At 61.4% G+C, this 22965-nt stretch carries 22 protein-coding genes and 3 tRNA genes; 9 read left to right on the top strand and 16 right to left on the bottom strand.

Annotated elements, in window-relative coordinates:
- Positions 1–104: 104 nt before the first annotated feature.
- Both HMPREF3149_RS07205 and HMPREF3149_RS07200 read right to left on the bottom strand, forming a co-directional pair.
- A tRNA-Asp gene (locus HMPREF3149_RS07205) sits at positions 105–181 on the bottom strand.
- Positions 182–213: 32 nt separating this feature from the next.
- Positions 214–289: transfer RNA gene (locus HMPREF3149_RS07200), tRNA-Glu, on the bottom strand.
- 84 nt (positions 290–373) lie between these two features.
- Here HMPREF3149_RS07200 and HMPREF3149_RS07195 point away from each other — a divergent pair.
- A complete protein-coding gene (locus tag HMPREF3149_RS07195; protein WP_070537272.1) occupies positions 374–706 on the top strand; it encodes a metal-sensitive transcriptional regulator in 333 nt (110 codons plus the stop codon).
- A gap of 41 nt (positions 707–747) precedes the next feature.
- Here the strand turns inward: HMPREF3149_RS07195 and HMPREF3149_RS07190 are convergent.
- Positions 748–820 (bottom strand) — tRNA-Lys (locus HMPREF3149_RS07190).
- 85 nt (positions 821–905) lie between these two features.
- The gene (locus HMPREF3149_RS07185; protein ID WP_042532177.1) at positions 906–2408 is read right to left on the bottom strand and encodes an acetyl-CoA hydrolase/transferase family protein; all 1503 of its coding nucleotides are present in this window, start codon (positions 2406–2408) and stop codon (positions 906–908) included.
- Positions 2409–2618: 210 nt separating this feature from the next.
- On the opposite strand from HMPREF3149_RS07185, the gene dusB reads away from it, so the two are divergent.
- Together dusB and phoU are read left to right on the top strand one after the other, a co-directional pair.
- Positions 2619–3764 carry a tRNA dihydrouridine synthase DusB gene (gene dusB, locus HMPREF3149_RS07180; protein WP_042532179.1) on the top strand — a complete coding sequence of 382 codons (1146 nt, stop codon included), beginning with the start codon at positions 2619–2621 and terminating at the stop codon, positions 3762–3764.
- Positions 3765–3848: 84 nt separating this feature from the next.
- Positions 3849–4577, top strand: coding sequence for a phosphate signaling complex protein PhoU (gene phoU, locus HMPREF3149_RS07175; RefSeq protein WP_042532182.1), 729 nt, complete (start codon positions 3849–3851; stop codon positions 4575–4577).
- A 150-nt stretch (positions 4578–4727) separates the two neighbouring features.
- Here phoU and pstB read toward each other — a convergent pair whose 3' ends face one another.
- From pstB to mshD, 5 genes are all read right to left on the bottom strand, one after another.
- Complete coding sequence (pstB, locus tag HMPREF3149_RS07170; RefSeq protein ID WP_042532184.1) at positions 4728–5501, bottom strand: phosphate ABC transporter ATP-binding protein PstB; 774 nt, start codon at positions 5499–5501, stop codon at positions 4728–4730.
- Positions 5502–5540: 39 nt separating this feature from the next.
- On the bottom strand, positions 5541–6458 hold the full coding sequence (gene pstA / locus HMPREF3149_RS07165) for a phosphate ABC transporter permease PstA (protein ID WP_070537271.1): 918 nt from the start codon (positions 6456–6458) through the stop codon (positions 5541–5543).
- A 13-nt stretch (positions 6459–6471) separates the two neighbouring features.
- Positions 6472–7521 carry a phosphate ABC transporter permease subunit PstC gene (gene pstC / locus HMPREF3149_RS07160; protein WP_070537270.1) on the bottom strand — a complete coding sequence of 350 codons (1050 nt, stop codon included), beginning with the start codon at positions 7519–7521 and terminating at the stop codon, positions 6472–6474.
- A gap of 141 nt (positions 7522–7662) precedes the next feature.
- Positions 7663–8787: a phosphate ABC transporter substrate-binding protein PstS gene (gene pstS, locus HMPREF3149_RS07155; RefSeq protein ID WP_070537269.1), complete on the bottom strand. Its 1125-nt coding sequence runs from the start codon at positions 8785–8787 to the stop codon at positions 7663–7665.
- Between the two features lie 171 nt (positions 8788–8958).
- A complete protein-coding gene (mshD, locus tag HMPREF3149_RS07150) occupies positions 8959–9879 on the bottom strand; it encodes a mycothiol synthase (RefSeq protein ID WP_070537268.1) in 921 nt (306 codons plus the stop codon).
- Between the two features lie 33 nt (positions 9880–9912).
- Between mshD and HMPREF3149_RS07145 the strand changes: the two genes are divergently transcribed.
- Positions 9913–10749 carry an LmeA family phospholipid-binding protein gene (locus tag HMPREF3149_RS07145; protein ID WP_070537267.1) on the top strand — a complete coding sequence of 279 codons (837 nt, stop codon included), beginning with the start codon at positions 9913–9915 and terminating at the stop codon, positions 10747–10749.
- 58 nt (positions 10750–10807) lie between these two features.
- On the opposite strand, the gene HMPREF3149_RS07140 is transcribed toward HMPREF3149_RS07145, so the two are convergent.
- Complete coding sequence (locus HMPREF3149_RS07140) at positions 10808–11848, bottom strand: diacylglycerol/lipid kinase family protein (protein WP_070537275.1); 1041 nt, start codon at positions 11846–11848, stop codon at positions 10808–10810.
- 63 nt (positions 11849–11911) lie between these two features.
- On the opposite strand from HMPREF3149_RS07140, the gene HMPREF3149_RS07135 reads away from it, so the two are divergent.
- Positions 11912–12595: a heme-binding beta-barrel domain-containing protein gene (locus HMPREF3149_RS07135; protein WP_070537266.1), complete on the top strand. Its 684-nt coding sequence runs from the start codon at positions 11912–11914 to the stop codon at positions 12593–12595.
- Positions 12596–12641: 46 nt separating this feature from the next.
- Here the strand turns inward: HMPREF3149_RS07135 and HMPREF3149_RS07130 are convergent, their stop codons facing one another.
- Positions 12642–13520 (bottom strand): aminodeoxychorismate lyase, encoded by an 879-nt coding sequence (locus HMPREF3149_RS07130; protein ID WP_042532201.1) that lies wholly within the window; start codon positions 13518–13520, stop codon positions 12642–12644.
- Positions 13521–13550: 30 nt separating this feature from the next.
- Here HMPREF3149_RS07130 and HMPREF3149_RS07125 point away from each other — a divergent pair, with 30 nt between their 5' ends.
- Together HMPREF3149_RS07125 and HMPREF3149_RS07120 are read left to right on the top strand one after the other, a co-directional pair.
- On the top strand, positions 13551–14612 hold the full coding sequence (locus tag HMPREF3149_RS07125; protein WP_070537265.1) for a CAF17-like 4Fe-4S cluster assembly/insertion protein YgfZ: 1062 nt from the start codon (positions 13551–13553) through the stop codon (positions 14610–14612).
- 187 nt (positions 14613–14799) lie between these two features.
- On the top strand, positions 14800–15012 hold the full coding sequence (locus tag HMPREF3149_RS07120) for a DUF3073 domain-containing protein (protein WP_070537274.1): 213 nt from the start codon (positions 14800–14802) through the stop codon (positions 15010–15012).
- Between the two features lie 102 nt (positions 15013–15114).
- On the opposite strand, the gene purM is transcribed toward HMPREF3149_RS07120, so the two are convergent.
- Genes purM through HMPREF3149_RS07105 form a run of 3 tightly spaced genes read right to left on the bottom strand, consistent with a single transcriptional unit; the run spans position 15115 to position 18115 of the window.
- The gene (gene purM / locus HMPREF3149_RS07115) at positions 15115–16167 is read right to left on the bottom strand and encodes a phosphoribosylformylglycinamidine cyclo-ligase (protein ID WP_070537264.1); all 1053 of its coding nucleotides are present in this window, start codon (positions 16165–16167) and stop codon (positions 15115–15117) included.
- Between the two features lie 15 nt (positions 16168–16182).
- The gene (purF, locus tag HMPREF3149_RS07110) at positions 16183–17700 is read right to left on the bottom strand and encodes an amidophosphoribosyltransferase (protein WP_070537263.1); all 1518 of its coding nucleotides are present in this window, start codon (positions 17698–17700) and stop codon (positions 16183–16185) included.
- Positions 17701–17710: 10 nt separating this feature from the next.
- On the bottom strand, positions 17711–18115 hold the full coding sequence (locus HMPREF3149_RS07105; protein ID WP_042532208.1) for a sterol carrier family protein: 405 nt from the start codon (positions 18113–18115) through the stop codon (positions 17711–17713).
- Between the two features lie 33 nt (positions 18116–18148).
- On the opposite strand from HMPREF3149_RS07105, the gene HMPREF3149_RS07100 reads away from it, so the two are divergent.
- Entirely contained in the window at positions 18149–19171 is a 1023-nt protein-coding gene (locus HMPREF3149_RS07100) for an acyl-CoA thioesterase (protein WP_042532211.1), read from the top strand.
- Between the two features lie 29 nt (positions 19172–19200).
- On the opposite strand, the gene HMPREF3149_RS07095 is transcribed toward HMPREF3149_RS07100, so the two are convergent.
- A complete protein-coding gene (locus HMPREF3149_RS07095) occupies positions 19201–20145 on the bottom strand; it encodes a MaoC/PaaZ C-terminal domain-containing protein (protein ID WP_042532214.1) in 945 nt (314 codons plus the stop codon).
- Positions 20146–21471, bottom strand: coding sequence for a 3-oxoacyl-ACP reductase (locus HMPREF3149_RS07090; protein ID WP_070537262.1), 1326 nt, complete (start codon positions 21469–21471; stop codon positions 20146–20148).
- 186 nt (positions 21472–21657) lie between these two features.
- Between HMPREF3149_RS07090 and HMPREF3149_RS07085 the strand changes: the two genes are divergently transcribed.
- Positions 21658–22956 carry an acetyl-CoA C-acetyltransferase gene (locus HMPREF3149_RS07085; RefSeq protein ID WP_042532218.1) on the top strand — a complete coding sequence of 433 codons (1299 nt, stop codon included), beginning with the start codon at positions 21658–21660 and terminating at the stop codon, positions 22954–22956.
- Positions 22957–22965: the final 9 nt, after the last annotated feature.

Genomic DNA, 22965 nt, shown 5'->3' with positions numbered 1-22965 from the left:
CGGAAAACAACACGTTTTGTCGTTTAGGCCCAGATCGTCGAACAACAGAAAACGACTCACGCCCCGAAGCTCGTCATACACAACGATGCTTCGGGGCGTGCCGATGGCGACCCTGACGGGACTTGAACCCGCGACCTCCGCCGTGACAGGGCGGCGCGCTAACCAACTGCGCCACAGGGCCAAATATTCACATATCTACCAACACAGAGGTGTTGGTACCCCCAACGGGATTCGAACCCGTGCCGCCGCCGTGAAAGGGCGGTGTCCTAGGCCGCTAGACGATGGGGGCCCGTTGCCGTTCAGGCAACTTCGTAAAAATATACTGGAGATATCCTCAGTTGACCAAATCGCCCCGACAGAGAGGCAGAAAACCATGGCTGAACAGCGCGAAACCTGCTCGTGCCACGAGCCCGGTGTGCATGGCTATAACTCCGATAGTGAGCAGAAGGCTAGATATTTGGCCCGCCTCAAGCGCATCGAAGGCCAGACTCGCGGTATTCATCGCATGATTGATGAAGACCAGTACTGCATTGACATCATCACCCAAATCTCAGCGGTAACCTCTGCCCTCGAGAACGTCTCCCTCGCGCTCCTTGAGGACCATATTGAGCACTGTGTGGCCGGAGCTGCCGCCGAAGATGAGCATGTGGCCGCAGAGAAGCTTGAGGAGGCTATGCGCGCCATTCGGAAGCTGGTCAAGAGCTAACCGGTAAAACTGGAAAGAGCCGCCCGAAGGCGGCTCCACCGTGGGCCCTGCGGGGCTCGAACCCGCGACCTGCGGATTAAAAGTCCGTAGCTCTACCAACTGAGCTAAAGGCCCAACGCCCTTCCATAGTAGTCGGTGGGCTTGAAGAAAAGGAAATGGCCCCCACTTCAGCAGTGAAGGCCACGGTAGAGCGCGCTTATTAACCGCGCATGTCACCCTTCTCCATGAAGTTCACCTGGAATTCAAAGGCGGTCTTCAGGTCGTGCGGGGTGTGCTGGAACTTGTTTTCCTTCGCACGCTCGAAGTACTCCTCCAGCAGCGGACGGTAGTCCGGGTGAGCCACGGCGATGACCTTCTCCACACGCTCCTTCGGGGCCAGGCCACGCAAGTCGGCAACACCGTACTCGGTGATGATGACCATGGTGTCGTGCTCAGTGTGGTCGGTGTGGGACACGAACGGAACGATGGCGGAGATTGCACCATCCTTAGCTACCGACGGGGAGACGAAGGTGGAGATGTACGCGTTACGGGTGAAGTCACCGGAGCCACCGGTACCGTTCATGATGCGGGAGCCGGAGACGTTGGTGGAGTTGATGTTGCCGTAGATGTCGCCCTCAATCATGCCGTTGGAGGAAATCAGGCCCACGCGGCGGATAACCTCCGGGTGGTTGGACACCTGCTGCGGGCGCAGGATGATGTGCTTGGCGTAGCGCTCAGCCTCAGCGTTCATCTTGTCTGCGTACTCCGGGGACAGCGCGAAGGAGGTAGCGGAAGCGACGGTCATCTTGCCAGCGTCAATAAGGTCGAGCATGCCGTCCTGGATAACCTCGGTGTACGCCTGAATGTTCTCAAACTTGGAGTCCAGCAGGCCGGCCATCACGGCGTTCGGCACGTTACCCACGCCGGACTGCATGATGAACTTGTCATATTCGAGGCGACCAGCGGCAACCTCGCCCTCAAGGAACTCGATGAAGTTTGCAGCGATCTTCTCGGAGATCTCGTCCGGAGCCTTAAACGGTGCGTTGCGGTCTGGGGCGTCGGTCTTGACAACGGCCACGACCTTCTCTTCCGGAATCTCAATGTAGGTGGTGCCTACGCGATCGGCCGGCTTGGTGATCGGAATCGGCTGACGGTTCGGCAGCTTTTCAATCTTGTAAATGTCGTGCATGCCCTCGAGGTTCTCGGACTGCCACTCGTTGACCTCGATGATGATCTTGTCAGCTGCATCGATGTACTCAAGGTTGTTACCCACGGCGGAGGACGGAACGATGTTGCCGTTTTCATCGATGCGCACGGCCTCAATGATCGCTACCTGGAAATCACCGTAGAAGCCCTCTTCGACCTGCTGGCCCGAGTGGGACAGGTGGATGTCCTGGTAGAGGGCCGAGCCGTCGTTAAAGCGGTTACGCAGAGCCGGATCGGAGTTGTACGGGGAACGGAAGCGGATGGCGTTGGCCTCTGCCAGCACACCATCGCAATCCGGAGCGGTGGAGGCGCCGGAGAATACATCAATCTTAAATTCCTCGCCAGCCTCGTGAGCAGCCTTAGCCTTCTCAGCAATAGCGGTGGGCAGGGCCTTGGGGTAGCCGGCACCGGTAAAGCCGGAGATACCCACACGGTCACCGTGATTGACAAACTGTGCAGCCTCGTCAGCGCTCATAACAAGCTTCTCAAACGGCGCGTACGCGATTCTCTCAGACATTAAATCCTCCTTTGTGTACGGAAAGGGCCTAGGTTACGGCTCCATCCACTTAGTTACATGCACCACATTAGCGAATGTGTGGAGAGTTTACCGCACTCTTCGCAAAACTGTGCATCCCCTCTCTGTCCCCGATTCCCACACTGTGCCCGAGCCAATCGTGGCCGCGCGCCAATTTGCCACCCCACCCTCCTACCGCGCACAATGAGCTGCGTGACTCTTGCGATCGGAAAAATTCAGCTCACTTCCCCCGTTGTTCTCGCCCCCATGGCTGGCGTGACCAACGTGGCTTTTCGCGTGCTGTGCCGCGAGCAAGAGATCGAAAAAACCGGAACCGTATCCGGACTCTATGTGTGCGAAATGGTTACTGCCCGCGCGCTCGTGGAGCGCAACCCGAAAACCATGCATATGACCACCTTCGATCCGCAGGAGAATCCGCGCTCCCTGCAGCTGTACACCGTGGATCCGGAGTACACCTATAAGGCTGCGAAGATGATTGTGGATGAAAATCTGGCGGACCACATTGACATGAACTTTGGTTGCCCGGTGCCTAAGGTGACACGCCGCGGTGGCGGCTCGGCCCTGCCTTATAAACGTCGCCTTTTCGGCAATATTGTGGCAGCAGCGGTTAAGGCTACCGAGGGCACCGATATCCCTGTGACGGTGAAGATGCGCGTGGGCATCGACGATGAGCACCACACACACCTTGACGCGGGACGCATTGCGGTGGAGGAAGGGGCGTCGGCAGTCGCTCTCCACGGTCGTACCGCAGCACAGCGCTACTCCGGCCATGCTGACTGGAACGAGATTGCACGCCTCAAGGAGCACCTGGCCGATACCGGTATTCCGGTGCTGGGCAACGGCGATATCTTCAAGGCCAGCGACGCCCACGCCATGATGGCGCAGACCGGCTGCGACGGCGTCGTCGTCGGGCGCGGCTGTTTGGGTAGGCCGTGGCTGTTCGCGGAGCTGTCCGCACACCTGCGCGGCGAACCAGTCCCGTCTGAGCCCACGCTCGGCGAGGTCACCCGGATCATGACCCGCCACGCGGAGCTCTTGGCGCAGCACGAGGGCGAGCGCCAGGCCAGCCGCGATATCCGTAAGCACATTGGCTGGTACCTGCGTGGATTCCCTGTCGGCGGCGAGGTTCGGGCGGGTCTTTCGCGCGTTAATTCCCTTGAGGATCTGCGCGAACTCCTCGCACCGTGGTCCGACTCCCCTGCGCTTGCCGACGACGCCGATGGTGCCCGTGGACGCCAAGGCTCCCCCGCCAAGGTAGTCCTTCCTGAGGGCTGGCTCGACGATCCGGAGGATGCGACTGTGCCCGAGGGTGCAGAGTTGATGCACTCTGGCGGCTAATAGAGGGTCACCAAAAGTTGCACATCCCTCCCCGCATTGTTCTTCACCGAGCGCTAGACCAAAAAATCAGTTAGGCTACAGGCCATGCGCGCCGCTTACCGTGAACAGCTGGATAACTTTGCCCATGACCTGATCATCATGAGCGATACTGTCCACAAATTGATGACTCTAGCCTCCCAGGCCCTGCTTGAGGGCGCCCTCCAGCCAGCCGAGGAGGCCCTCTCACTGCGCGAAGACCTCGATGAAGTGCGCGAACGCTGCGAGGACCGCGCGGTCTCCCTCTTGGCCTTGGAGAACCCCATGGCCAAAGATCTCCGCCAGGTCATCTCCTCTATCTACATCGTGGAGGATTACTACCGCATGGGCCGCTTAGCCCAGCACATTGCCACGAGCGCACGCCGCCGACACCCTGAGATCGTCGTTCCCACGGAAATTTTGGGTTTCTTCGAGGAGTACGCGCGCCTCGTTCTGGACATGTCCTTGGGCCTCAAGGAGCTCCTTATCACCCGCGACCCGGAACTCGCGCTGCATCTCACCGAGGACGACGACGCCGTTGATGACATCAACCACCACCTGCTGCGCATGTTGACCCAGCGTGAGTGGAATGGCTCCGTCCGCCAGGCAGTCGAGACGTCGCAGCTTTCTCGTTACTACGAGCGCTTCGCCGACCACTGCGCATCCGCTGCTGGCCGCATCATTTACCTCGCCACGGGTTTGGATCCTGAGCGCTACATGCACAAGCGTGATGAAGAAAAGCGCGAGGCAGAGATGGAGGCCCGTATGGCTGAGCTCGAGCGCCAGTTCCACCGCTAACAGCGCTAGGTTGTTCGCACGGCTCAGCCTGGGAAACGCCGCACAGCATCGCGCGTTCCGCCCACAACGAAGCCACAACGACCCAACGGCCCCCTCCTAGACCTTTGAGGTCCGGGAGGGGGCCGTTGCGGTGGAAAGAATCTCTGCGGCTTAGCCGAAGCGGCCGGAGATGTAGTCTTCGGTGTCCTTCTTGGACGGGTTCTCGAAGATCTTGGTGGTGTCATCGAACTCCACGAGGTGGCCCGGCTTGCCGGTGGCCTCCAGGGAGAAGAAGCCAGTCTTATCGGACACACGAGCTGCCTGCTGCATGTTGTGGGTCACGATAACGATGGTGAAGTTCTCCTTCAGCTCGTGGATGAGGTCCTCCACGGCCAAGGTAGAAATCGGGTCGAGCGCGGAGCACGGCTCGTCCATGAGGAGAACCTCCGGCTCCACAGCAATCGCACGAGCGATGCACAGACGCTGCTGCTGACCACCGGAAAGGCCGCCGCCTGGCTTGTCCAGACGGTCCTTAACCTCATCCCAGAGGTTAGCGCCGCGCAGCGACTTTTCAGCAACTTCCTTCAGCTTCTTCTTGTTCTTTTCGCCGGAGAGCTTCAAGCCGGCAACGACGTTGTCCTCAATGGACATGGTCGGGAACGGGTTAGCCTTCTGGAAGACCATGCCGATGGTGTTGCGAACAGACACCGGGTCCACCTTGGAACCGTAGATATCCTGGCCGTCCAGAAGGATCTCGCCCTTCACGTAAGCACCCGGAATGACCTCGTGCATGCGGTTGAGGGTGCGCAGCACGGTGGACTTACCGCAGCCGGACGGACCGATGAACGCGGTGACGGCCTTCGCCGGGATCTGCATGTTGACGTTCTGTACGGCGTGGAAGTCACCGTAGTAGATGTTCACGTCATTGAGCTCAAGCTTGGACATGAGTAATGCTCCTAGTGTGTAAGTAGAGAGTGGTTACGGTTACTTCTTGACCGAGAACTTCGCCGAAACGATGCGCGCGGCAATGTTGAGGGCGGCGATAAGGATAACCAGCGTCAGCGCGGCACCCCACAGCTTGTCCAGCACGGCCGGCTGTGCGCCGGACTTGTACATGTCCAGCATCATCAGCGGCAGGGAGGACTGTGCGCCCTTGAACGGGTCCCAGTGGATGGAAGACGTGGAACCGACCAACACCAGGACCGGTGCGGACTCACCCATGATGCGGGCCACGGCCAGCATGATGCCAGTGACGATGCCGGACAGGGCAGTCGGCAGAACGATGCGGGCGATGGTCTTCCACTTGGGGACGCCCAGAGCGTAGGAAGCCTCACGCAGGTCCATCGGGACCACGCGGAGCATCTCCTCGGTGTTGCGGACAACAATCGGAATCATGAGCAGCACCAGCGACAGGGCCACGGCCATGCCGGAGCGCTTGAAACCAAAAATGGTAATCCACATGGCGAAGATAAACAGCGCCGCAACGATGGACGGGACACCGGAGAGGATGTCCACCATGAAGGTGGTCAGACGGCTCAGGAGGCCGCCCTTGGAGTACTCCACCAGGTAGATGGCGGTGAAGATACCAATCGGCACGGAGATGAGGGTGGCGATGATGGTCTGCACGAAGGTACCGATGATGGCGTGGGCGGCACCGCCGCCGGCCTCGGTATCGAGAATGCCGCGCTGGGAGCTGGTCCACCACTCCGGCGAGATGACTGCACCGGCGCCGCGGACGATGAGCTCGTAGAGAACCCACAGCAGCGGGATCATGGCGATGATCATCGTCGCCCACACCAGCACTGTGGCGACGTTGTTGGTGGCCTTGCGGCCGGCGGAGATATCCAGGAAGGTCGGGCCGGAGGAGGCCGGGACGGAATTGGTAGTCGTAGTCGTAGTCATTCTTCGTCCCTCCTTACTTGCTCTTCACGATGGAGCGGGCAATGGCGTTGACCAGGAAGGTCAGCAGGAACAGCATGAGGCCTGCGGCGATGTAGGCACCGGCGCGCATCTCATTACCAAACTCGGCGGCTGCCAGGGCGATGGCAGTAGCGAAGGTCGTACCACCGTCGAACAGGGAGAAGCGGAAGTCCACCAGCGGGGAGACGACCATGTACAGAGCCATGGTCTCACCCAGCGCACGGCCCAGACCCAGCATGGAGCCGGCAATGTAGCCGGACATACCGAACGGCAGGACGGTCATGCGGATAACTTCCCAGCGGGTAGCGCCCAGCGCCAGCGCGGACTCGACCTGGCCGGGAGGGGTCTGCACGAAGACCTCGCGGGCAGTGGCGGCGATGATCGGGAGGATCATCACGGCCAGCACGATGCCACCGGTCAGGATGTTGCGGCCAGTCGCAAAGTTCGGGGAGTTGTCGTAGACCTTGAACAGGAAGAAACCACCAGCCCAAGAGTGAAGCCAGGTGTACAGGCCGGACAGCGCCGGGCCAAGCACCTGCCAGCCCCAAAGGCCGTACACGATGGACGGCACAGCGGCGAGCATGTCCACCAGGAAGCCGAGCGGCTTGACCAGCTTGGCCGGTGCGTAGTTGGACAGGAAGATGGCGATACCAAGTGCCACCGGCATCGCGATGATGAGCGCCACAACGGAGATGAGGACGGTGGACCCGAACATCGTCGGGATACCGAACTTCATGGCGTCGGTGTTGGTGGTCTCCCAGCGCTCGCCGTAGGTGAAGAAGCCCCACAGGCCGTTCTCGTTGACGGCGAGGGACGGCACTGCCTGCAGGATCAGGAAGGCTGCGATGGCAGCGATCATCACCGTAATCAGCGTCGCGGACGCGGTGGACAGGAACTCGAATACGCGGTCACCCGGGCGCTTAACGCCGGACTTCACTGCGGGTTCGGTTGCTACGTTGGCATCGTTCTTCGACACTGCCGGCTGGGACGTAGCAATAACGTCCTCCTCGGCTGACGACGCCGTAGTGAGATTGTTGTCTGCCATGAGACTACGAAATCCTTTTCGACGGAAGCAATAAAAATATGTGACATGCCAGCGCCCCCAAAGCGCTCGTAACGGGCGGATTGGGGGCGAAAGCGGTGCTAGGCAGTGCGCCCAGCGGTAGCTATCACGCGCTAAGCGCTCTTACTGGATAGCCTCAACAGCAGCCTTCAAGCGGTCCAGGTGGTCGCCAGAAACCGGGATGAAGCCAGCGTCCTCGAGCTCCTGGTTCTGGTTGTCCAGGACGGTGTTGAAGAAGGCCTTCACCAGAGCGGAGGTCTCCTCATCGTAGCCAGCGGAGCAGACGATGTTGTAGGTGGTCAGGATGAGCGGGTAAGCACCCTCGTCGTCGGAAGCGAAGAGCTTCTCGGAATCAACGACCATGTTGTGCTCGGAGCCGGTCTCCTTGAAGGCCAAGTGGTCCAGGGCAACGCCGACGGACTCGGAGGAGAGCTCAACCGGGCCGTTACCGAAGTCGATCTTGGCGATCTTGACGCCGTCAGCTTCCTTCTGGTGTGCGTAGCCAGCCTCAACGTAGGTGATGGCACCGTCAATGGAAGCAACCTGGTCAGCAACACCGGAGGAACCGTTAGCGCCCTCGCCGACAGCGTCAGGGAACTGCTTGCCCTCGGAGTCCCAGTTGCCGGTAGCGGACTTCAGGAACTTCTGGAAGTTGTCGGAGGTACCGGACTCGTCGGAACGGAAGATGACGGTGATGTCCTTCTCCGGCAGGTCGGTGCCCTCGTTCTCAGCCTTGATGGCGTCGTCGTTCCACTTGGTGATCTCACCCTTGAAGATCTTGGCCAGGGTGTCGGTGGAGAGGTTGACCTCAGTGTCACCCAGGTTGTAAGCGATAGCTACCGGACCGATGGTGGTCGGCAGGTGCCATGCATCGTTGCCGCCGCAACGCTCCTTGGCAGCCTCGACCTCACCCTTGTCCTCCTTCAGAGCGGAGTCAGAGCCAGCGAAGTCTACGGTGCCGCCGTTGAAGGCCTTAACACCAGCGCCGGAACCGGAGGAGGTGTAGGAGAAGTTAGCATCCGGGTACTCACCCAGGAAAGCCTTCTCAAAGACGGACATAGCGGACTTCTGGGAAGAAGCGCCTTCGCCGGAGAGGTCGCCGGAGACTTCCTTGGTCTCGGCGGCGTCAGAGCCACCCTCAGCTTTGTCAGAACCAGAGTCGTTGGAGTCGTTGCAGGCTACGAGAGCGGTGGAGGTAGCGGCGACAAGGCCGAAGATAGCGGCGGTGCGCTTGAAGTTGCGAATCACGGGAAACCTTTCCGGTGCGGATACAAGAGAATGATTGTCCGAGGAAACCGTCCACTGCCCCACCGGGGCGAGCACGATTAACTCACGAGAGGTAAAGCTATCCCGAGCGGGTTAACCACACAGGGATCAAGAGGTGAACAATCGGTTAACTTGTACCAAAAGGTCGTGAGACTAGTCACTTACTGACCAGACGCAGTGTTCCTCCGCGACAGAGAAGCCCAAACGTTCATAGGCCTTAACCGCCGGCTGGTTATCCGCCTCCACATACAGGATTACCTTGTCAGCGCCTTTATCCTGCATGCGCTGCAGTCCAGCAGTGAGCAACGGGCCGCCCAATCGGCGCCCGCGGTAGTCCTGGCTAAGCCCGACAACATAGACTTCACCGAAAGCTGGAGTGTCCTCTGTGTGCCATTTCAGCCAGTGGAAGCCGGCCATTGTGGCTGGCTCGCTGGGTGCGGCAGCGCCGTCCTCCTCCCACAGGAAAAGCACGTCGTCCGGATCGAACCACTCGGCCTCCATGCCGCGGTGCAGTCGTTCCAGATCCCAACCGCCTTGCTCCGGATGCCAGGAAAAGGCCTCATTGTTGGCGCGGACCCACTCTGTCTCCACGTGCTCGCGGCCGTAGCGCTCGACGGATTCCGTATAGGACAGAATCGTGAGCCCCGTTGACAGGGAGGGCCACGCCGCGGCCGCGCGCAGTGCCTCGCCATCAATACTCATCACGAGCAGGCGTCTGACAACGTCCATCCCACACTTCTTCGCAAGTGCCTGCGCAGCCGGGAGGTTGCCATGGGCCCAGACCTGGGGATGGTCCGGGAGGGCGGCGACAAGTGCTTGCCCCACGCCACGGCCACGGTGCTGCGGCGCAACGACGAGCTCCACCGACTCCCCATCGCGCGCGGCGACACCCACAATCTCGTCCCCTTCCGTGGCGAGTAGGTGCTCGTGACCCAGACGAGTATCCCGCAGACCGAGAAGAAACTGCTCGGACAGAGGATCAATGCCATCCTGGGCGGCAGCGGCACGGGCAAGTTGTTCAACCTGCTCAGCCAGGTCTGGGTGCTGCGGCAGACTGCTGTTCTCAATATTCATGCTTCCCAGCCTACGTGCGGTAGAAATAGAAGGGTGACCGTCATCCATCTCAGCCGCACCACCGTGCGCCTCGCCGCAGTGGCAGGCGTGGTGTTGGCCGCATGGCTGGCGGATTCTGCGGTGGCCATGCATGCAGAACACACCGTGGCGCAACAAGCAAAGGCCAGCTCACAGCTCGAAAACTCACCCGATGTCTACATCGGCGGCGTTCCCTTCACCGCAGCGGCAGTCACTTCAGAGATTCCCTATATCGAGGTCAACTCCTCTGACGTCGAGGTTCCCAAGCTCGGCATGGTCAATGCCTCCACCACTCTGCGTGATATCACCATCCGCCCCGAACAACTCTTCAACGGTGACTTAGAAGGTTCACCCGTATCGACCTACACGCGCAGCATCAGCCTCGATGGCGTTGCACTCGGCCGCTTGCTGGGCATCACGGATTTATCCATTGCCAATCCCGACAACATCTCCCCCACCGGTGGTTTATCCGCCGAGGCCGAACTCACCGGAACACTGCCCGGTGATACCACCAAGTCCACGGCTACTGTCACGCTGCGCCTCGTCGGCCCGGAATTTCGAATGAGCGTGTATGGCACTGACGATGAACGCCTCAAGAAAGCCTTCAGCCTAGTGCTTGATACTCGCCAACTGCCGCTCCCATCACAAGCAACGTCGGTGAAGCTGCACGGCGGATCAATTTCCTTTGAGGTGCAGCGCCGCAACATCACGTTGAAGGCAACCCAGCTCTCCCCTCTCGAGATCGATGGCTCGGAGGAGAAAGCCGTGGAGGACGCGGCGCAAAAAGCCCACGACACCGCCAACGAAGTGGGCAGCGCCCCAACAACGCCTCCCAGCTGGCGCCAAAACTAACGGGCCGTGGATTGTGCCACCCCCGGTGTCCACACCACCGCTGTACGTGGTACGCGCCTTATTTGATGCGGATGAAGTCTCGCAGCACTTCCCGGATGGTGCGCTGTGAGGCTGGGCGCGGATCAATAGGTGCGAAAACTTCCAGCGCATTCGGCACTGATTCGATGTGCACCTTGGTGAAGGTACCTTCGGATTCACCATCGGCCTGGAAGCGGTGCGGCTTTGGGCAGTCCAAGTCCACTTCGGCGGCATCCTCAAAGTGCAATGTACGGGCATCCGTGATTTTGTTCAGCCAGTGACGGTGATCCACACCGAAGAGGTGGAGAACTCCCACCAACCCATCGAAACCGTGAAGGTCAGAGACTCCGAACAGGCCCAGACCTTGGTCGAAGGAGTTGCGCGGATTAGTCACCACAGGAAGTGGGCCCAAGAAGGTCCACGGGTTAGTGTTGGACGTGAACATGAGCGGTACGTTCTCCGCCTCAAAGGTTTGTCCAGAACGCGATACTGCACGCACGTTGATGCGCGGCGGACGCACGCGGGCGCGCTGATAAGCCTGGAAAGCCACTGCAAGATAGCGCAGCGGGGTTGCAGAAAAGCCCTTCTCACGAGCGCGATCCACGCGGGCAAGAACGTCCGCGTCCAAACCGAACCCGGCGTTCACAGCAAACCAGCGGTCATTCCACGTTCCAAGGAACACCTCGCGGCGAATGTCGCGGTCGAGCATGCGCGCCAAGACGTGCGCGGCTTCCACAGGAGTATTGGGGAACCCCAGTGCGCGCACAAAAACGTTGGCGGAACCGGTCGGAATCACCGCCAACGCTGGGATATCCTGTGGCGACGGGTGGGCCCGTCCATCCACCGACCCGAGGAGGCCGTTAACAATTTCATTGACAGTGCCGTCCCCGCCGAAGGCCAGGATGACATCGAAATCTTCCCTGGTCATTCCCTCCACCATCTCTTCTGCATGGCCTGGGTAGTGGGTAAACTGCGTCAACAGGCGAAGCCCTTCCACACCGCGAATGATGGGCAGCACCTCTCGGAAGAGGGCTGCATTCTGGCTGGTGGAATTCGGGTTAGAAATGAGCAATACGCGCATGTCACCCAACAGTACTGGAGCCTAGTGGTGAGCGTCGGTGCGGCACGACTACGCTGGGGCAGCATGAGCGAACAGACGAATAACCAGAACCAGCCCGAAGACCACCGCGGCGCGCACCCGGAGAACACCAAGATTGACGGCAACGAGGCCGTCAATCAGGCCGCGGAGGCATGGAAGGATGCCGCCTCGCGCAATATCCCCACCGTGACCGTGGCGGAAAACCCGCTGCCGGATGAGACCGCCAACCTGCGGCAGGGCCCATCCTTGCACGATGGTCTCTTGGGGCTCCTCCCCCTTGTTGGCGTGTGGCAGGGTGAGGGCCAGGCTCACAGCACCGACGGTGAACAGTACACCTTTGGCCAGCAGCTCATTATCGCCCACGATGGTGAGAACTACCTGACCTACACCTCCCGCACCTGGAAGATCGATACCGAGGGCAATCCCACCGGACCCGACGTCCGCGAGACCGGTTTCTGGCGCATCTCCCTCAAGGATGAGATCGAAATGACCTATACCTCTTCTAATGGAATCAACGAGATCTTCTACGGCTCCCTCTTCAATGAGCGCGCCTGGCAGCTCGAATCCGCTTCCACCATGGTCACCGAAACTGGCCCGACCAACCTGGGCCCGGGCAAGCGCATGTACGGCCTCATGCCAAACAACAACCTCGGCTGGGTCGATGAGCGCCTCGTCGATGGCGAGATGCGCCCCTTCATGTCTGCCGAGCTCACCCGCGTCGCAGGCTAAGCTCAGGCACCTGAGTGAAGGCGGGAGGGATCTGCTTTCGGGGTGGTTAGCGGGCCAGTGAGGCGTCGATAAGCGCGCGGATCTCCTCCACATTCCCTGGCGCCTTGAGTTTCACATCATCGAGGCGAGTCACCCGCACCGCGGTGCGCACGGAGGAGACCAGCCACACTGAGTCCGCTCCCTGCAGGTACTCCACGGTCAATTCCTTCGCTTTGCAGCGAAAGCCCTGCTTCGTGGCGTACTCAAAGAGCGCTGCCTGCGTGGTGCCAGGCAGGATTCCCTTGCCCGCCGGCGTGCGCAGTTTCGCACCTTTGACCGCCACGACTGTCGACGTCGCCCCTTCCAACACCAGCCCAGTCTCCGGGTCCGTGAAAATGACGTCATCAAACCCGCGCTCGCGCGCCAAGCGCAGCGTAGCCATGGTGGCCGCATAGTTCAACGTCTTGGCTGGCAGCTCCTCCGCCACCTGCCACAGCCGCGGCGTGCTCATGACCTTGACACCGGTCTCGCGCTGTTTCAGCACGTCCTCTGGGATTTCCTGCACCACTACCCAGGCCGAAGGCACGCCCGTTGACGCTCGGCCGCGCGTGTACGTCCACGTGCACTTAGCCTCCGGAACCGGCCGTCCATCCGTCACCGGCCCACAAAAGTCCGTGATGGCTAGCTGTGTGGCCTTCTCCCACTTATGCATCGGCGGCTCTGGCAAGTCCAGCGCACGGGCCGACTGCGCGAAACGCTCGGCATGACGCTGAAAGTTCGCCGCCTTGCCATCACGCACGAGAAGCGACTCAAAGATGCCATCGCCACGGGTTACCGCAGCATCATCCCAGTGAACCAACGGCAGACTGGGCATATGGCGCCGCACCGACCCACCAAAAGGTTCGACAACGTAGATGACCGGCTCTTTTCGGGGCAGAAGGCTCATAAGTCCGATTATGCCCTACCATCGGAAGACGTGAGTTACTCTTCGCCGCTTCTTTCCCGGCCCGGAGCCGCTGAGCTTCAGGGCACAACGCTTGTTGACGCCGCCGGAGTCCCCTGGCACTACGGCAACCCACTCGTGGAGCAGCGCGCCGTGGAGACTGGATCCGCGATTATTGACCGCTCCCAGCGCCGCGTCATCTCCGTGTCCGGCCCGGATGCTCCCGGTTTTCTGCATAACCTGCTGAGTCAGAAGCTTGATGACGTCACAACGGGCTTCGCCGCCGGCGCCCTCGATCTGGACGTGCAAGGCCACGTGCTTCATCACATGGACCTCGTCTTCAGCGGTGAGACGTTCTACCTTGATGTCCCCTCACAGCAGTTCGATTCGCTCAAGGACTTCCTCACCAGGATGGTCTTTTGGTCGGACGTCACTGTGGACGAAGCGGACCTCGCGGTCATCACCGTCCTCGGCACTGCACTGCCCGCGCCCTCCGCGGTCGTGGCCGAACGCACCGTCTACTGGCCAGGCTGCCCACGCCAGGATTTCCTCGTTCCCCGCGCTGAGCTTGTGGTCGCTGCGGCGGAACTCGAGTCCCACGGCGGCACGCTCGCAGGCCTCATGGCCTTTACCGCCGAGCGCGTCAAGGCCCGCGAACCGGAACTCGCCGCAGACTTAGATGCCAAGGCCATCGCCCACGAAGTCCCGCACTGGATTCGACGCAGCGATGAGCGCCCAGCCTTCGTCCACTTGGAGAAAGGCTGCTACCGCGGCCAGGAAACCGTGGCGCGCGTGGAGAACCTTGGGCGCTCACCGCGGTTGCTCGTCCTCCTCTACCTCGATGGCTCTGCTCCGGAGGCGCCAAACAGCGGTGCTGATATCACGCTGGGCGGCCGTCGTGTGGGCCGCCTCGGCACTGTGGTGGAAGATTGCGATTTCGGTCCTATTGCGCTGGGGCTTGTCAAGCGCTCGGCGCTGAGCCAGGGCGATCTGGCCATCGGCCCGGTCGCCGCGTCTGTGGAACCGGAGTCCATCCCACAGGACGAGGGCCCTAAGGCGGGACGTGCTGCTGTGGATCGTCTGCGCGGACGGTAGTGGCAAACCGCACATGGCTGCATCTGCGCGGGGTATAGCACTTTTTCAGCCCGTTGCTGGGGGTAGTTCGGAATTTTTTCGTCACACGCGCTATGGTGTCTTACAGGAACATACACATATCTGACTAAGACGATGGGGCGGCCAAGAATCCCTGGACCGCCCTACACACCTCAAGGGGGTCATGCACATGGGACGCGGACGCGCAAAGGCAAAGCAGACCAAAGTTGCACGCCAGCTGAAGTACAATTCGCCCGAAATGGATCTGGACTCTCTCCAGCGCGAGCTCGCGTCACAGCGTTCCCGCGACGAGGATGCTGACCAGCACTCGGAATATGCCGATTATGACGAGGATGACTGGGACTCGGACGAATGGGATGAGGACGATTCCGACGAGCGTTAAGCTCCTCAGACTCAGCCCTCAGCACGTATGCACAAGGCCGGTGGCCTCCCCCTCCCAGTCCATGGGAGGTGAGACCACCGGCCTCTGCTATGTCAGCGAGTTCTAGTATCCCGGGTGTTCACCGGTCATCAGAACGCGTGGCTCGCCTTCATTCGCCGAACGTACCGTGCCCAGCTCCCAGGCCTCGACGTGGCGGGCGGCCATCATAGCCAGCGCGCGCTCACGATCCTCGGGTGCCACGACGGCAATCATGCCCACGCCCATGTTGAAGGTCTTCTCCATCTCTTCGAGAGCGACCTTGCCCACGGAGGAAATGGTTTTAAAAATCTGACCCGGAGTCCACGTGGAGCGGCTGACCTCAGCAGTCAGGCCTTCCGGAATAACGCGCTCCAGGTTGCCGGCCAATCCACCGCCGGTGACGTGGCAGAAGGTCGACACTGCGCACTCGGACGTCAGCGCCAGGCAGTCCTTGGCGTAGATTCGCGTCGGCTCTAGCAGCTCCTCGCCGAGGGTGCGGCCAAGGTCCTCCATGTAGCCGTCGAGAGGAAGCCCAGCTTGCTCCAGAAGGACATAACGCGCTAGGGAGTAGCCGTTGGAGTGCAGTCCCGAGGATTTCATGGCGATCAGCACGTCGCCGTCGCTCACCTTGTCTGGACCGAGCAGTTCATCAGCTTCAACCACGCCCACGGCGGTGGCGGACACATCGTACTCATCCTTGCCCATCACACCTGGGTGCTCGGCGGTCTCGCCGCCCAGCAGCGCGGCACCGGCCTGGACACAACCTTCGGCAATGCCCTTGACTATGTCTGCGATTTTCTCCGGCACAACCTCGCCCACGGCGATGTAATCCTGCAGGAAGAGTGGTTCTGCGCCGCACACAACGAGGTCATCGACGCACATGGCTACCAGGTCAATACCGATGGTGTCGTGCTTATCCATCGCCTGGGCCACGGCCAACTTGGTGCCCACGCCGTCGGACCCAGCAGCCAGGACCGGTTCCTTGTACTCGCCCAGCTTAAACAGACCGGCGAAACCACCGAGTCCGCCCATGACCTCCGGGCGGGAGGCACGCTTAGCGTGTGGGGTAATCAGCTCAACCGCGCGGTCGCCCTCTTCGATGTTGACGCCAGCGGCTGCATACGTGTTTTCACTCATGTGAGACTTTGGTCCTTACTCGTTAGTCGGGGTCGAGCCCTGCAGGGTGCGCACGGCCTCAGCATTGGGGTTTCCGGCGGGTAGGCCGAGTGGATACTTGCCGTCGAAGCAGGCACAGCACAGCTCGTTGCGCGGTTGCTCCGTGGCGGCCACCATCTCATCGATGGAGACAAACCCTAGGGAATCCGCACCAATGGCGGTGCAGATGGTCTGCGCTACCTCCTCCGGGTCATCGGAGGGGTTAGCGTTAGCGATGAGCTCGCCGGGGGAGGCAAAGTCAATGCCGTAGAAGCACGGCCACTTCACCGGCGGGGAGGCGATGCGCACGTGCACTTCAGCCGCACCGGCCTCGCGCAGCATGCGGATGAGCGCACGCTGCGTGTTACCGCGCACGATGGAATCATCCACCACGACGATGGACTTGCCATTAATGACCTCGCGCAGCGGGTTGAGCTTCAGGCGGATACCCATCTGCCGCTGGGACTGCGTGGGTTGGATGAAGGTGCGCCCCACGTAGGAGTTCTTGACCAGGCCATGCGCGAAGGTCAAGCCGGATTCACGTGCATAGCCCACGGCGGCAGGGTTTCCGGATTCGGGCACGGGAATGACCATGTCGGCATCGGGCGCTGGGTACTGCCGCGCTAGACGACGCCCAATTTCCACCCTCGTCGCATTCACCGAACGGCCCTTGATGTCCGTGTCAGGGCGTGCCAAATAGACATATTCGAAGACGCAGCCGTGGCGCTTAGTCTCCGCAAAGCGCTCGGAGCGAATGCCGGTCTCATCAATCGCGACGAGCTCACCTGGCTCGATCTCACGGATGAACTGCGCACCCACGATGTCGAGCGCACAGGTTTCGCTGGCGACGACCCAGCCGGTGCTGAGGCGCCCTAAGGCCAGCGGGCGCACGCCGTGCGGGTCACGCGCGGCATACAAGGTGTGCCCGTCGGTGAACGTCAGGCAGTATGCACCTTTCACGTCGGGCAGGAGTTTCAGGGCGGAATCAAAGACGGAAGTGTCCTCCGAAACGCCGTCCGCCAGCAGCATGGACAGGCACATGGAATCGGAGACGGATTCCTCCTGCGGCTTGATGAGTCCGCGTTTGACGGCCGCCGCGCGCAGTTCCAGGTAGTTCACTAGATTGCCGTTGTGGCCGAGTGCGATGTCGATGCCGCTGGGCGACGTCCCGAACATCGGCTGCACATTGGACCATTCCTTGCCGCCCGCCGTGGAATAACGGGTATGCCCCACTGCCACATTGCCGTGCAGCGAGCTCAGAATGGATTCATCAAAGACGTTGGACACCAAGCCCATGTCCTTGAAGACAACGATGCGGTCATCATCACCCACCGCAATGCCCGCGGCTTCCTGACCGCGGTGCTGGAGGGCAAAGAGGCCGAAATAGGTGAGCTTAGAAACCTCTTCCCCTGGGGCCCAGACGCCGAAAACGCCACATTCCTCGCGGGGCTCCGGATCCTGGGCTGGATCCTCGGACAAAGGTTTAATGTTGTTCTGGACGTGTTCAGCTACCACGGCGTTTATCCTAGCCGTTTCGGTCAGTGAAAACTAACGGAATGACGGGCAACCACTCCGCAATTTCGTGGGCTCGGGAACCGGAAGCCTCAAGGTTAGGGCTGGCCAGCGCCTGTTCCCAGGACACTACCCCGGTGGCCAGTTGCAACCAGGTACGGGGATCCATTTCCACCACATTCGGAGGGGTGCCCCGGGTATGGCGCGGGCCTTCGATGCACTGAACTGCCACGAATGGGGGGACTCGCACTTCCACCGAGTGGCCCGGCGCGTCGGCCTCCAGCAAGCGGGCGGTCATGCGGGTAGCCTGCGCAAGTGCCGCGCGACCTGGTTTTTCCACCTCCTCCGGATTCTGGATCCAGGCCGCGATGACCTCGACGGCGGCGCGGGTGGTGGCGGCATCAGCGGCCTTCTTCATACGTGAACCACTCTCCCTGCTAATTTGTTATCCATGTCACCTACTCTGTCGGAAGAAAAGAAACCGGTTTCTACCGGGAAGTCCCCCTCCATCACGCTGCGCTTTATGGCTGCGCCCACCGATCTCACCATCGCTGGTGCCCAGGGCATCGGCGGCGGACGCGTCCTGGAATGGATCGACAAGGCCGCCTATGCCTGTGCGGTGCAGTGGTCAGGGACTTACTGCGTGACAGCCTACGTGGGCCATATTCATTTCACACGTCCCATCCCCTCGGGCCACCTCGTGGAGGTGCGCTCCCGCATCGCCATGACGGGTCGCTCGTCCATGCACATTGTCAATGAGGTGCTGTCAGCCGATCCGCGCGACGGTATCTTCACGCGTGCCTGCGACTGTCTCGTCATCTTCGTGGCCAAGGACACTGAAACCGGAAAGGCAGTTCCCGTGCCTCCGCTGACCCCGGAGTCCACCGAGCACCAGCGCGTGTGGGAGGCTGCGGAGTCCCGCATTGAGCTGCGCAAGGCCATCGAGGAAGAGATGGAAAAGCAGACCTATGACGGCCCCTCAGATGCGCCGCGCATGATCAACCGCTTCCTTGCCAAGCCCACAGACGTCAACTGGGGCGGCAATGTCCACGGCGGCACCGCCATGGAGTGGATCGATGAGGCAGGCTCTGCCTGCACGATGGAGTGGTCTGGCGAACACACCGTTGCGGTGTATGCCGGCGGCATTCGTTTTTACCGCCCGATTCACATCGGCGACCTCATTGAGGTTGATGCCCGCATGATGCGCACCGATGCCCGCTCCATGCAGATGTCTGTCCACGTGCGCTCCGGCAACCCTCGCGGTGGCCGTGAGAAGCTGCAGACCGCCATTCATGCCACGGTGTCCTACATGGCCATGGACGCTGACTGGCAGCCGCTGGCCGCCCGTCAGTTCACTCCGCGCACAGAGGAGGACAAGCGCTTGTGGGAGCACGCCGGCATTCTGCGTGGTCTGCGCGGCAAGTACTCCCCCAAGCCGCTAGTGGTGGCGCCGAAGCACCAGCATCTGGATTAATCAGAGATTAATCCAGATAGCCACGCCAATTAGGCTAGCGGCTCCACGCGGGCCGCAACATGGAGGGTGCTGGGGTCCTTGGCCTTGCGCAGCGTCACGGTGCGCGTACCACCGCGCACCCCGGCGTTATCGCCGCTGTCGGCACCGGATTGGTCCACGTACACGCCGGTGATGGCCGGCAAGATGACCGGCTTGTAGAAATCGGCGGTGATTCGCGTAGCGCCGCTCAGTACGCCCTCCAGTACCGACAGCATGCGCGCGTGGGTGTACATGCCGTGCGCGATGGTGGCGGGAAAACCGAACAGCTTTGCACCGACTTTGGAGACGTGGATGGGGTTCTTGTCTCCCGAAGCCTCGGCATAGACGCGTGTGCTTTCAGGGGTGAAGCGCAGCGTGGCCGTCGAAGTGCCGGCTTCATCGCCTGGGAAGTCGAGGAAACGCTCCGCCTCGGGACGCGTCGTGACTTCCTGTGGGGTCTCCTTGGTGAATTTCGCACCCTGTCCGAGGAAAGCTGAGGTTTGACGCCAGATCTCCTCTCCATTCACGCTGTACGTCGTCACCATGTCGATAACAAGGCCCTTGCGGTGAGGGCGCAGATTCTCCGCATGGACCGCGATATCAAGGGCCTCATCCACGCGCAGCGGGCGAGTCTGCTCGATACGGTTGGACAGGTGCACCACGCCGAGCGCGGGGAACGGGAAGTCCTTGGCTGCCATCACCTTAATGGCCAGCGGGAACGCCAGGGCGTATGGGTAGGTGGCCGGCAGCTCGTTGCTCAGGCGCAGGCTGGTGGCCTGGCAGTAGCGCGCCAGATGCTCAGCATCAACGTGCACGCCTTCGACACGGTAGGCGGTCTGAGGGTCGGCCACTGTGCGCTTTCCGACGCCCACCCCCGGCACCGGCACCGCGCCCACCATAAGGGAGCGGTACAGCGCGGACAGATCTGGAATTTCTTTCAGGATGGTGTAGTTCATTTAGGCTCCCATGAGGTTCTGGCCGCACACGCGGACGGTATTGCCGGTCACCGCTGCGGAGGCGGGAGCGGCAAAGAAGGCGACGGTCTCAGCCACATCAACCGGCTGACCACCCTGTTGCAGGGAGTTGAGGCGGCGGCCGATTTCACGCGGGCCGGTCGGCATCGCAGCGGTCATGGCGGTCTCGATAAAGCCTGGGGCTACGGCATTGATGGTGGAACCGTTCTCGGCAAGGACGGGACGGAGGGAGTCGACAAGCCCGATGATGCCCGCCTTGGTGGTGGCATAGTTCGTCTGACCACGGTTGCCGGAAATGCCGGCCATGGAGGACACACCAATGACGGATGCGCCCGGCGCGAGCGAACCAGACTCGAGGAGGTTCTCGGTGATGCGGACCGGGGCGAGAAGGTTGACAGCAAGAACGGAATCCCACTGCCCCTCGTTCATGTTGGCCATCAACTTGTCGCGGGTAATGCCGGCGTTGTGCACGATGACGTCGATGGCGCGGCCATGGCGCTCCTGGGCGTGCTGCGCAATCTTCTCTGCTGCCTGCGGGTCCGTGACGTCGAGCGGCAGAGCGGTGCCCTTAACCTGGTTAGCAGTCTTGGCCAGGTGCTCGCTGGCCTGCGGGATGTCAATGCAGATGACGTCGGCCCCATCGCGGGAGAGCACCTCAGCGATCGTGGCACCGATACCGCGCGCAGCACCGGTGACCACGGCAAGTCGGCCCTCCAGCGGCTTCTCCCAGTTGTGGGGACCCTGAACCTCGCCCTGCGCGGTGACGCGAACAACCTGACCGTCTACGAAGGCGGACTTACCGGAGAGGAAGAAACGAAGGGTGGACTCCACCTCAGCGGTGGCGGCTGGGTCCGCCCAGACAAGGTTCACGGTTCCGCCCTTGCGCATTTCCTTCGCAAGGGAGCGGGTAAACCCTTCCAGGGCACGGGCGGCGATGCGGGCGTCGATAGTATCGGCAGCTTCCGGAGTGGTGCCGACGACGACGATGCGCGCGCACGGCAGGAGGTTGCGCATCTGCGGGTTGAAGAAATCATAGAGCTCACGCAGCTGCTCCGGGGTCTCGAGGCCGGTGGCATCAAAGACAAGGGCAGCGCGCTTGGCTTCCGCGGAGGAGTCAATGACCTGGTAGTCCACGGCAAGCTGGGAGCGGAGGAACTCGGCGATGCGGCCTTGGCCGCCGAGAACGATGGGGCCTTCGAGGGCAGGTTCGCCAGCCTTGTGGCGGCGGAGGGGGTAGCCCTGTGGCACACCCGCCTTGGCGGCGAGCGGGGAGTTAATGAGTTTCTCAGCGATGGTGACGTGCGACATGTAGTGGCGCGATCCTTTCTTAAATCTTCACAACCTTGCGAGCTTTGTTGCCCTGGTTGCAAGGTTAGTTAATTGAGTGATAGAACTAACACTATCACTTTAAGTGTGATGCGAAATTCCTGAAGGGGTCTTCACCCCCCTCTCACGGGATGACTCGCACCAAACCACCCCGTGAAGGAGCTTTAGATGACCACCCCTCAGCACCGCGTAGCCATCCTGGGCGGCAACCGCATCCCGTTTGCCCGCTCGAATAAGCAGTACGCCCACGCTTCCAACCAGGACATGCTCACCAGCGCTCTTGATGGCCTCGTGGCTCGTTACGGCCTCCACGACGAGCGCCTGGGACTCGTGGCCGCCGGTGCTGTGCTCAAGCACTCCCGCGACTTCAACCTCACCCGTGAGGTCGTCCTCGGTTCCGCGCTGGACTCCACCACCCCGGCTATCGACGTTCAGCAGGCCTGCTGCACCTCCCTCGCCGCCGCCATCCACGTCGGCGACGCTATTGCCCAGGGCCGCATTTCCGCTGGTATCGCCGGCGGCACGGACACCACGTCGGATGCCCCGCTCGCCGTCAATGACAACCTGCGTCGCACTCTGCTCAACCTCACCCGCGCCAAGTCCGCCGCACAGCGCGCCCAGCTCATCGGCTCCATCCGCCCCTCCCAGCTGGCCCCGGAGCAGCCGCAGAATGGTGAGCCGCGCACCGGCTTGTCCATGGGTGACCACGCCGCCATCACCGCCCGCGAAATGAAGGTCAGCCGCGAGGCTCAGGATGAACTTGCACTGGCCTCCCACCAGAACCTCCACAAGGCTTGGGAAGAGGGCTTCTTTACCGACCTGACCACTGGCTTCCTCGGCGTGAACCGCGATACCAACCTGCGCCCCGATTCTTCTCTTGAGTCCTTGGCCAAGCTCAAGCCAGTCTTCGGCAAGCGCGACGCCGAGCAGCACGGAGCCCAGGCCACCATGACGGCAGGTAACTCCACGCCGTTGACCGATGGTGCCTCCGTTGCCCTCCTCAGCTCTGAGGAATGGGCCGCTGAGCACAACATTGAGCCGCGCGCCTTCCTCGTTGACTCTGAAACCGCCGCCGTCGACTTCGTCCACGGCCCGGATGGCCTGCTCATGGCCCCCACCTACGCTGTTCCGCGCCTCTTGGAGCGCAACAACCTCTCCCTGCAGGACTTCGACTTCTACGAAATCCACGAAGCCTTCGCCTCCCAGGTCCTGGCCACCCTCTCCGCATGGGAAGACGAGACCTACTGCCGCGAGCGCCTCGGTCTGCAGTCCGCACTCGGCTCGATCGACCGTTCCAAGCTCAACGTCAAGGGGTCCTCGCTCGCTGCCGGCCACCCGTTCGCGGCAACCGGAACCCGCATTCTTGCTACGACTGCGAAGATTCTCGAAGAGAACGGCGGCGGCCGCGCCCTGATCTCCATCTGTGCTGCCGGCGGCCAGGGTGTTGCAGCCATCGTCGAGCGTTAAAGAAATTTA

It is taken from the genome of Corynebacterium sp. HMSC05E07 (assembly GCF_001807225.1).
Taxonomy (GTDB): Bacteria; Actinomycetota; Actinomycetes; order Mycobacteriales; family Mycobacteriaceae; genus Corynebacterium; species Corynebacterium singulare.
The sequence above is the reverse complement of the archived record's forward strand: the minus strand, read 5'-3'. Positions and strand labels throughout refer to the sequence as shown.

Excerpts from the sequence above, each read along its gene's own strand:
- HMPREF3149_RS07185 (WP_042532177.1), bottom strand. The coding sequence starts at position 2,408 with ATGTCTGAGAGAATCGCGTACGCGCCGTTTGAGAAGCTTGTTATGAGC.
- HMPREF3149_RS07105 (WP_042532208.1), bottom strand. The coding sequence starts at position 18,115 with ATGAAGAAGGCCGCTGATGCCGCCACCACCCGCGCCGCCGTCGAGGTC.
- HMPREF3149_RS07195 (WP_070537272.1), top strand. The coding sequence starts at position 374 with ATGGCTGAACAGCGCGAAACCTGCTCGTGCCACGAGCCCGGTGTGCAT.
- HMPREF3149_RS07100 (WP_042532211.1), top strand. The coding sequence starts at position 18,149 with ATGTCACCTACTCTGTCGGAAGAAAAGAAACCGGTTTCTACCGGGAAG.
- pstB (WP_042532184.1), bottom strand. The coding sequence starts at position 5,501 with ATGTCCAAGCTTGAGCTCAATGACGTGAACATCTACTACGGTGACTTC.
- HMPREF3149_RS07135 (WP_070537266.1), top strand. The coding sequence starts at position 11,912 with ATGAGCGAACAGACGAATAACCAGAACCAGCCCGAAGACCACCGCGGC.
- phoU (WP_042532182.1), top strand. The coding sequence starts at position 3,849 with ATGCGCGCCGCTTACCGTGAACAGCTGGATAACTTTGCCCATGACCTG.
- HMPREF3149_RS07120 (WP_070537274.1), top strand. The coding sequence starts at position 14,800 with ATGGGACGCGGACGCGCAAAGGCAAAGCAGACCAAAGTTGCACGCCAG.
- mshD (WP_070537268.1), bottom strand. The coding sequence starts at position 9,879 with ATGAATATTGAGAACAGCAGTCTGCCGCAGCACCCAGACCTGGCTGAG.
- HMPREF3149_RS07130 (WP_042532201.1), bottom strand. The coding sequence starts at position 13,520 with ATGAGCCTTCTGCCCCGAAAAGAGCCGGTCATCTACGTTGTCGAACCT.
- purM (WP_070537264.1), bottom strand. The coding sequence starts at position 16,167 with ATGAGTGAAAACACGTATGCAGCCGCTGGCGTCAACATCGAAGAGGGC.
- HMPREF3149_RS07090 (WP_070537262.1), bottom strand. The coding sequence starts at position 21,471 with ATGTCGCACGTCACCATCGCTGAGAAACTCATTAACTCCCCGCTCGCC.
- pstC (WP_070537270.1), bottom strand. The coding sequence starts at position 7,521 with ATGGCAGACAACAATCTCACTACGGCGTCGTCAGCCGAGGAGGACGTT.
- HMPREF3149_RS07140 (WP_070537275.1), bottom strand. The coding sequence starts at position 11,848 with ATGCGCGTATTGCTCATTTCTAACCCGAATTCCACCAGCCAGAATGCA.
- HMPREF3149_RS07095 (WP_042532214.1), bottom strand. The coding sequence starts at position 20,145 with ATGAACTACACCATCCTGAAAGAAATTCCAGATCTGTCCGCGCTGTAC.
- pstA (WP_070537271.1), bottom strand. The coding sequence starts at position 6,458 with ATGACTACGACTACGACTACCAATTCCGTCCCGGCCTCCTCCGGCCCG.
- HMPREF3149_RS07085 (WP_042532218.1), top strand. The coding sequence starts at position 21,658 with ATGACCACCCCTCAGCACCGCGTAGCCATCCTGGGCGGCAACCGCATC.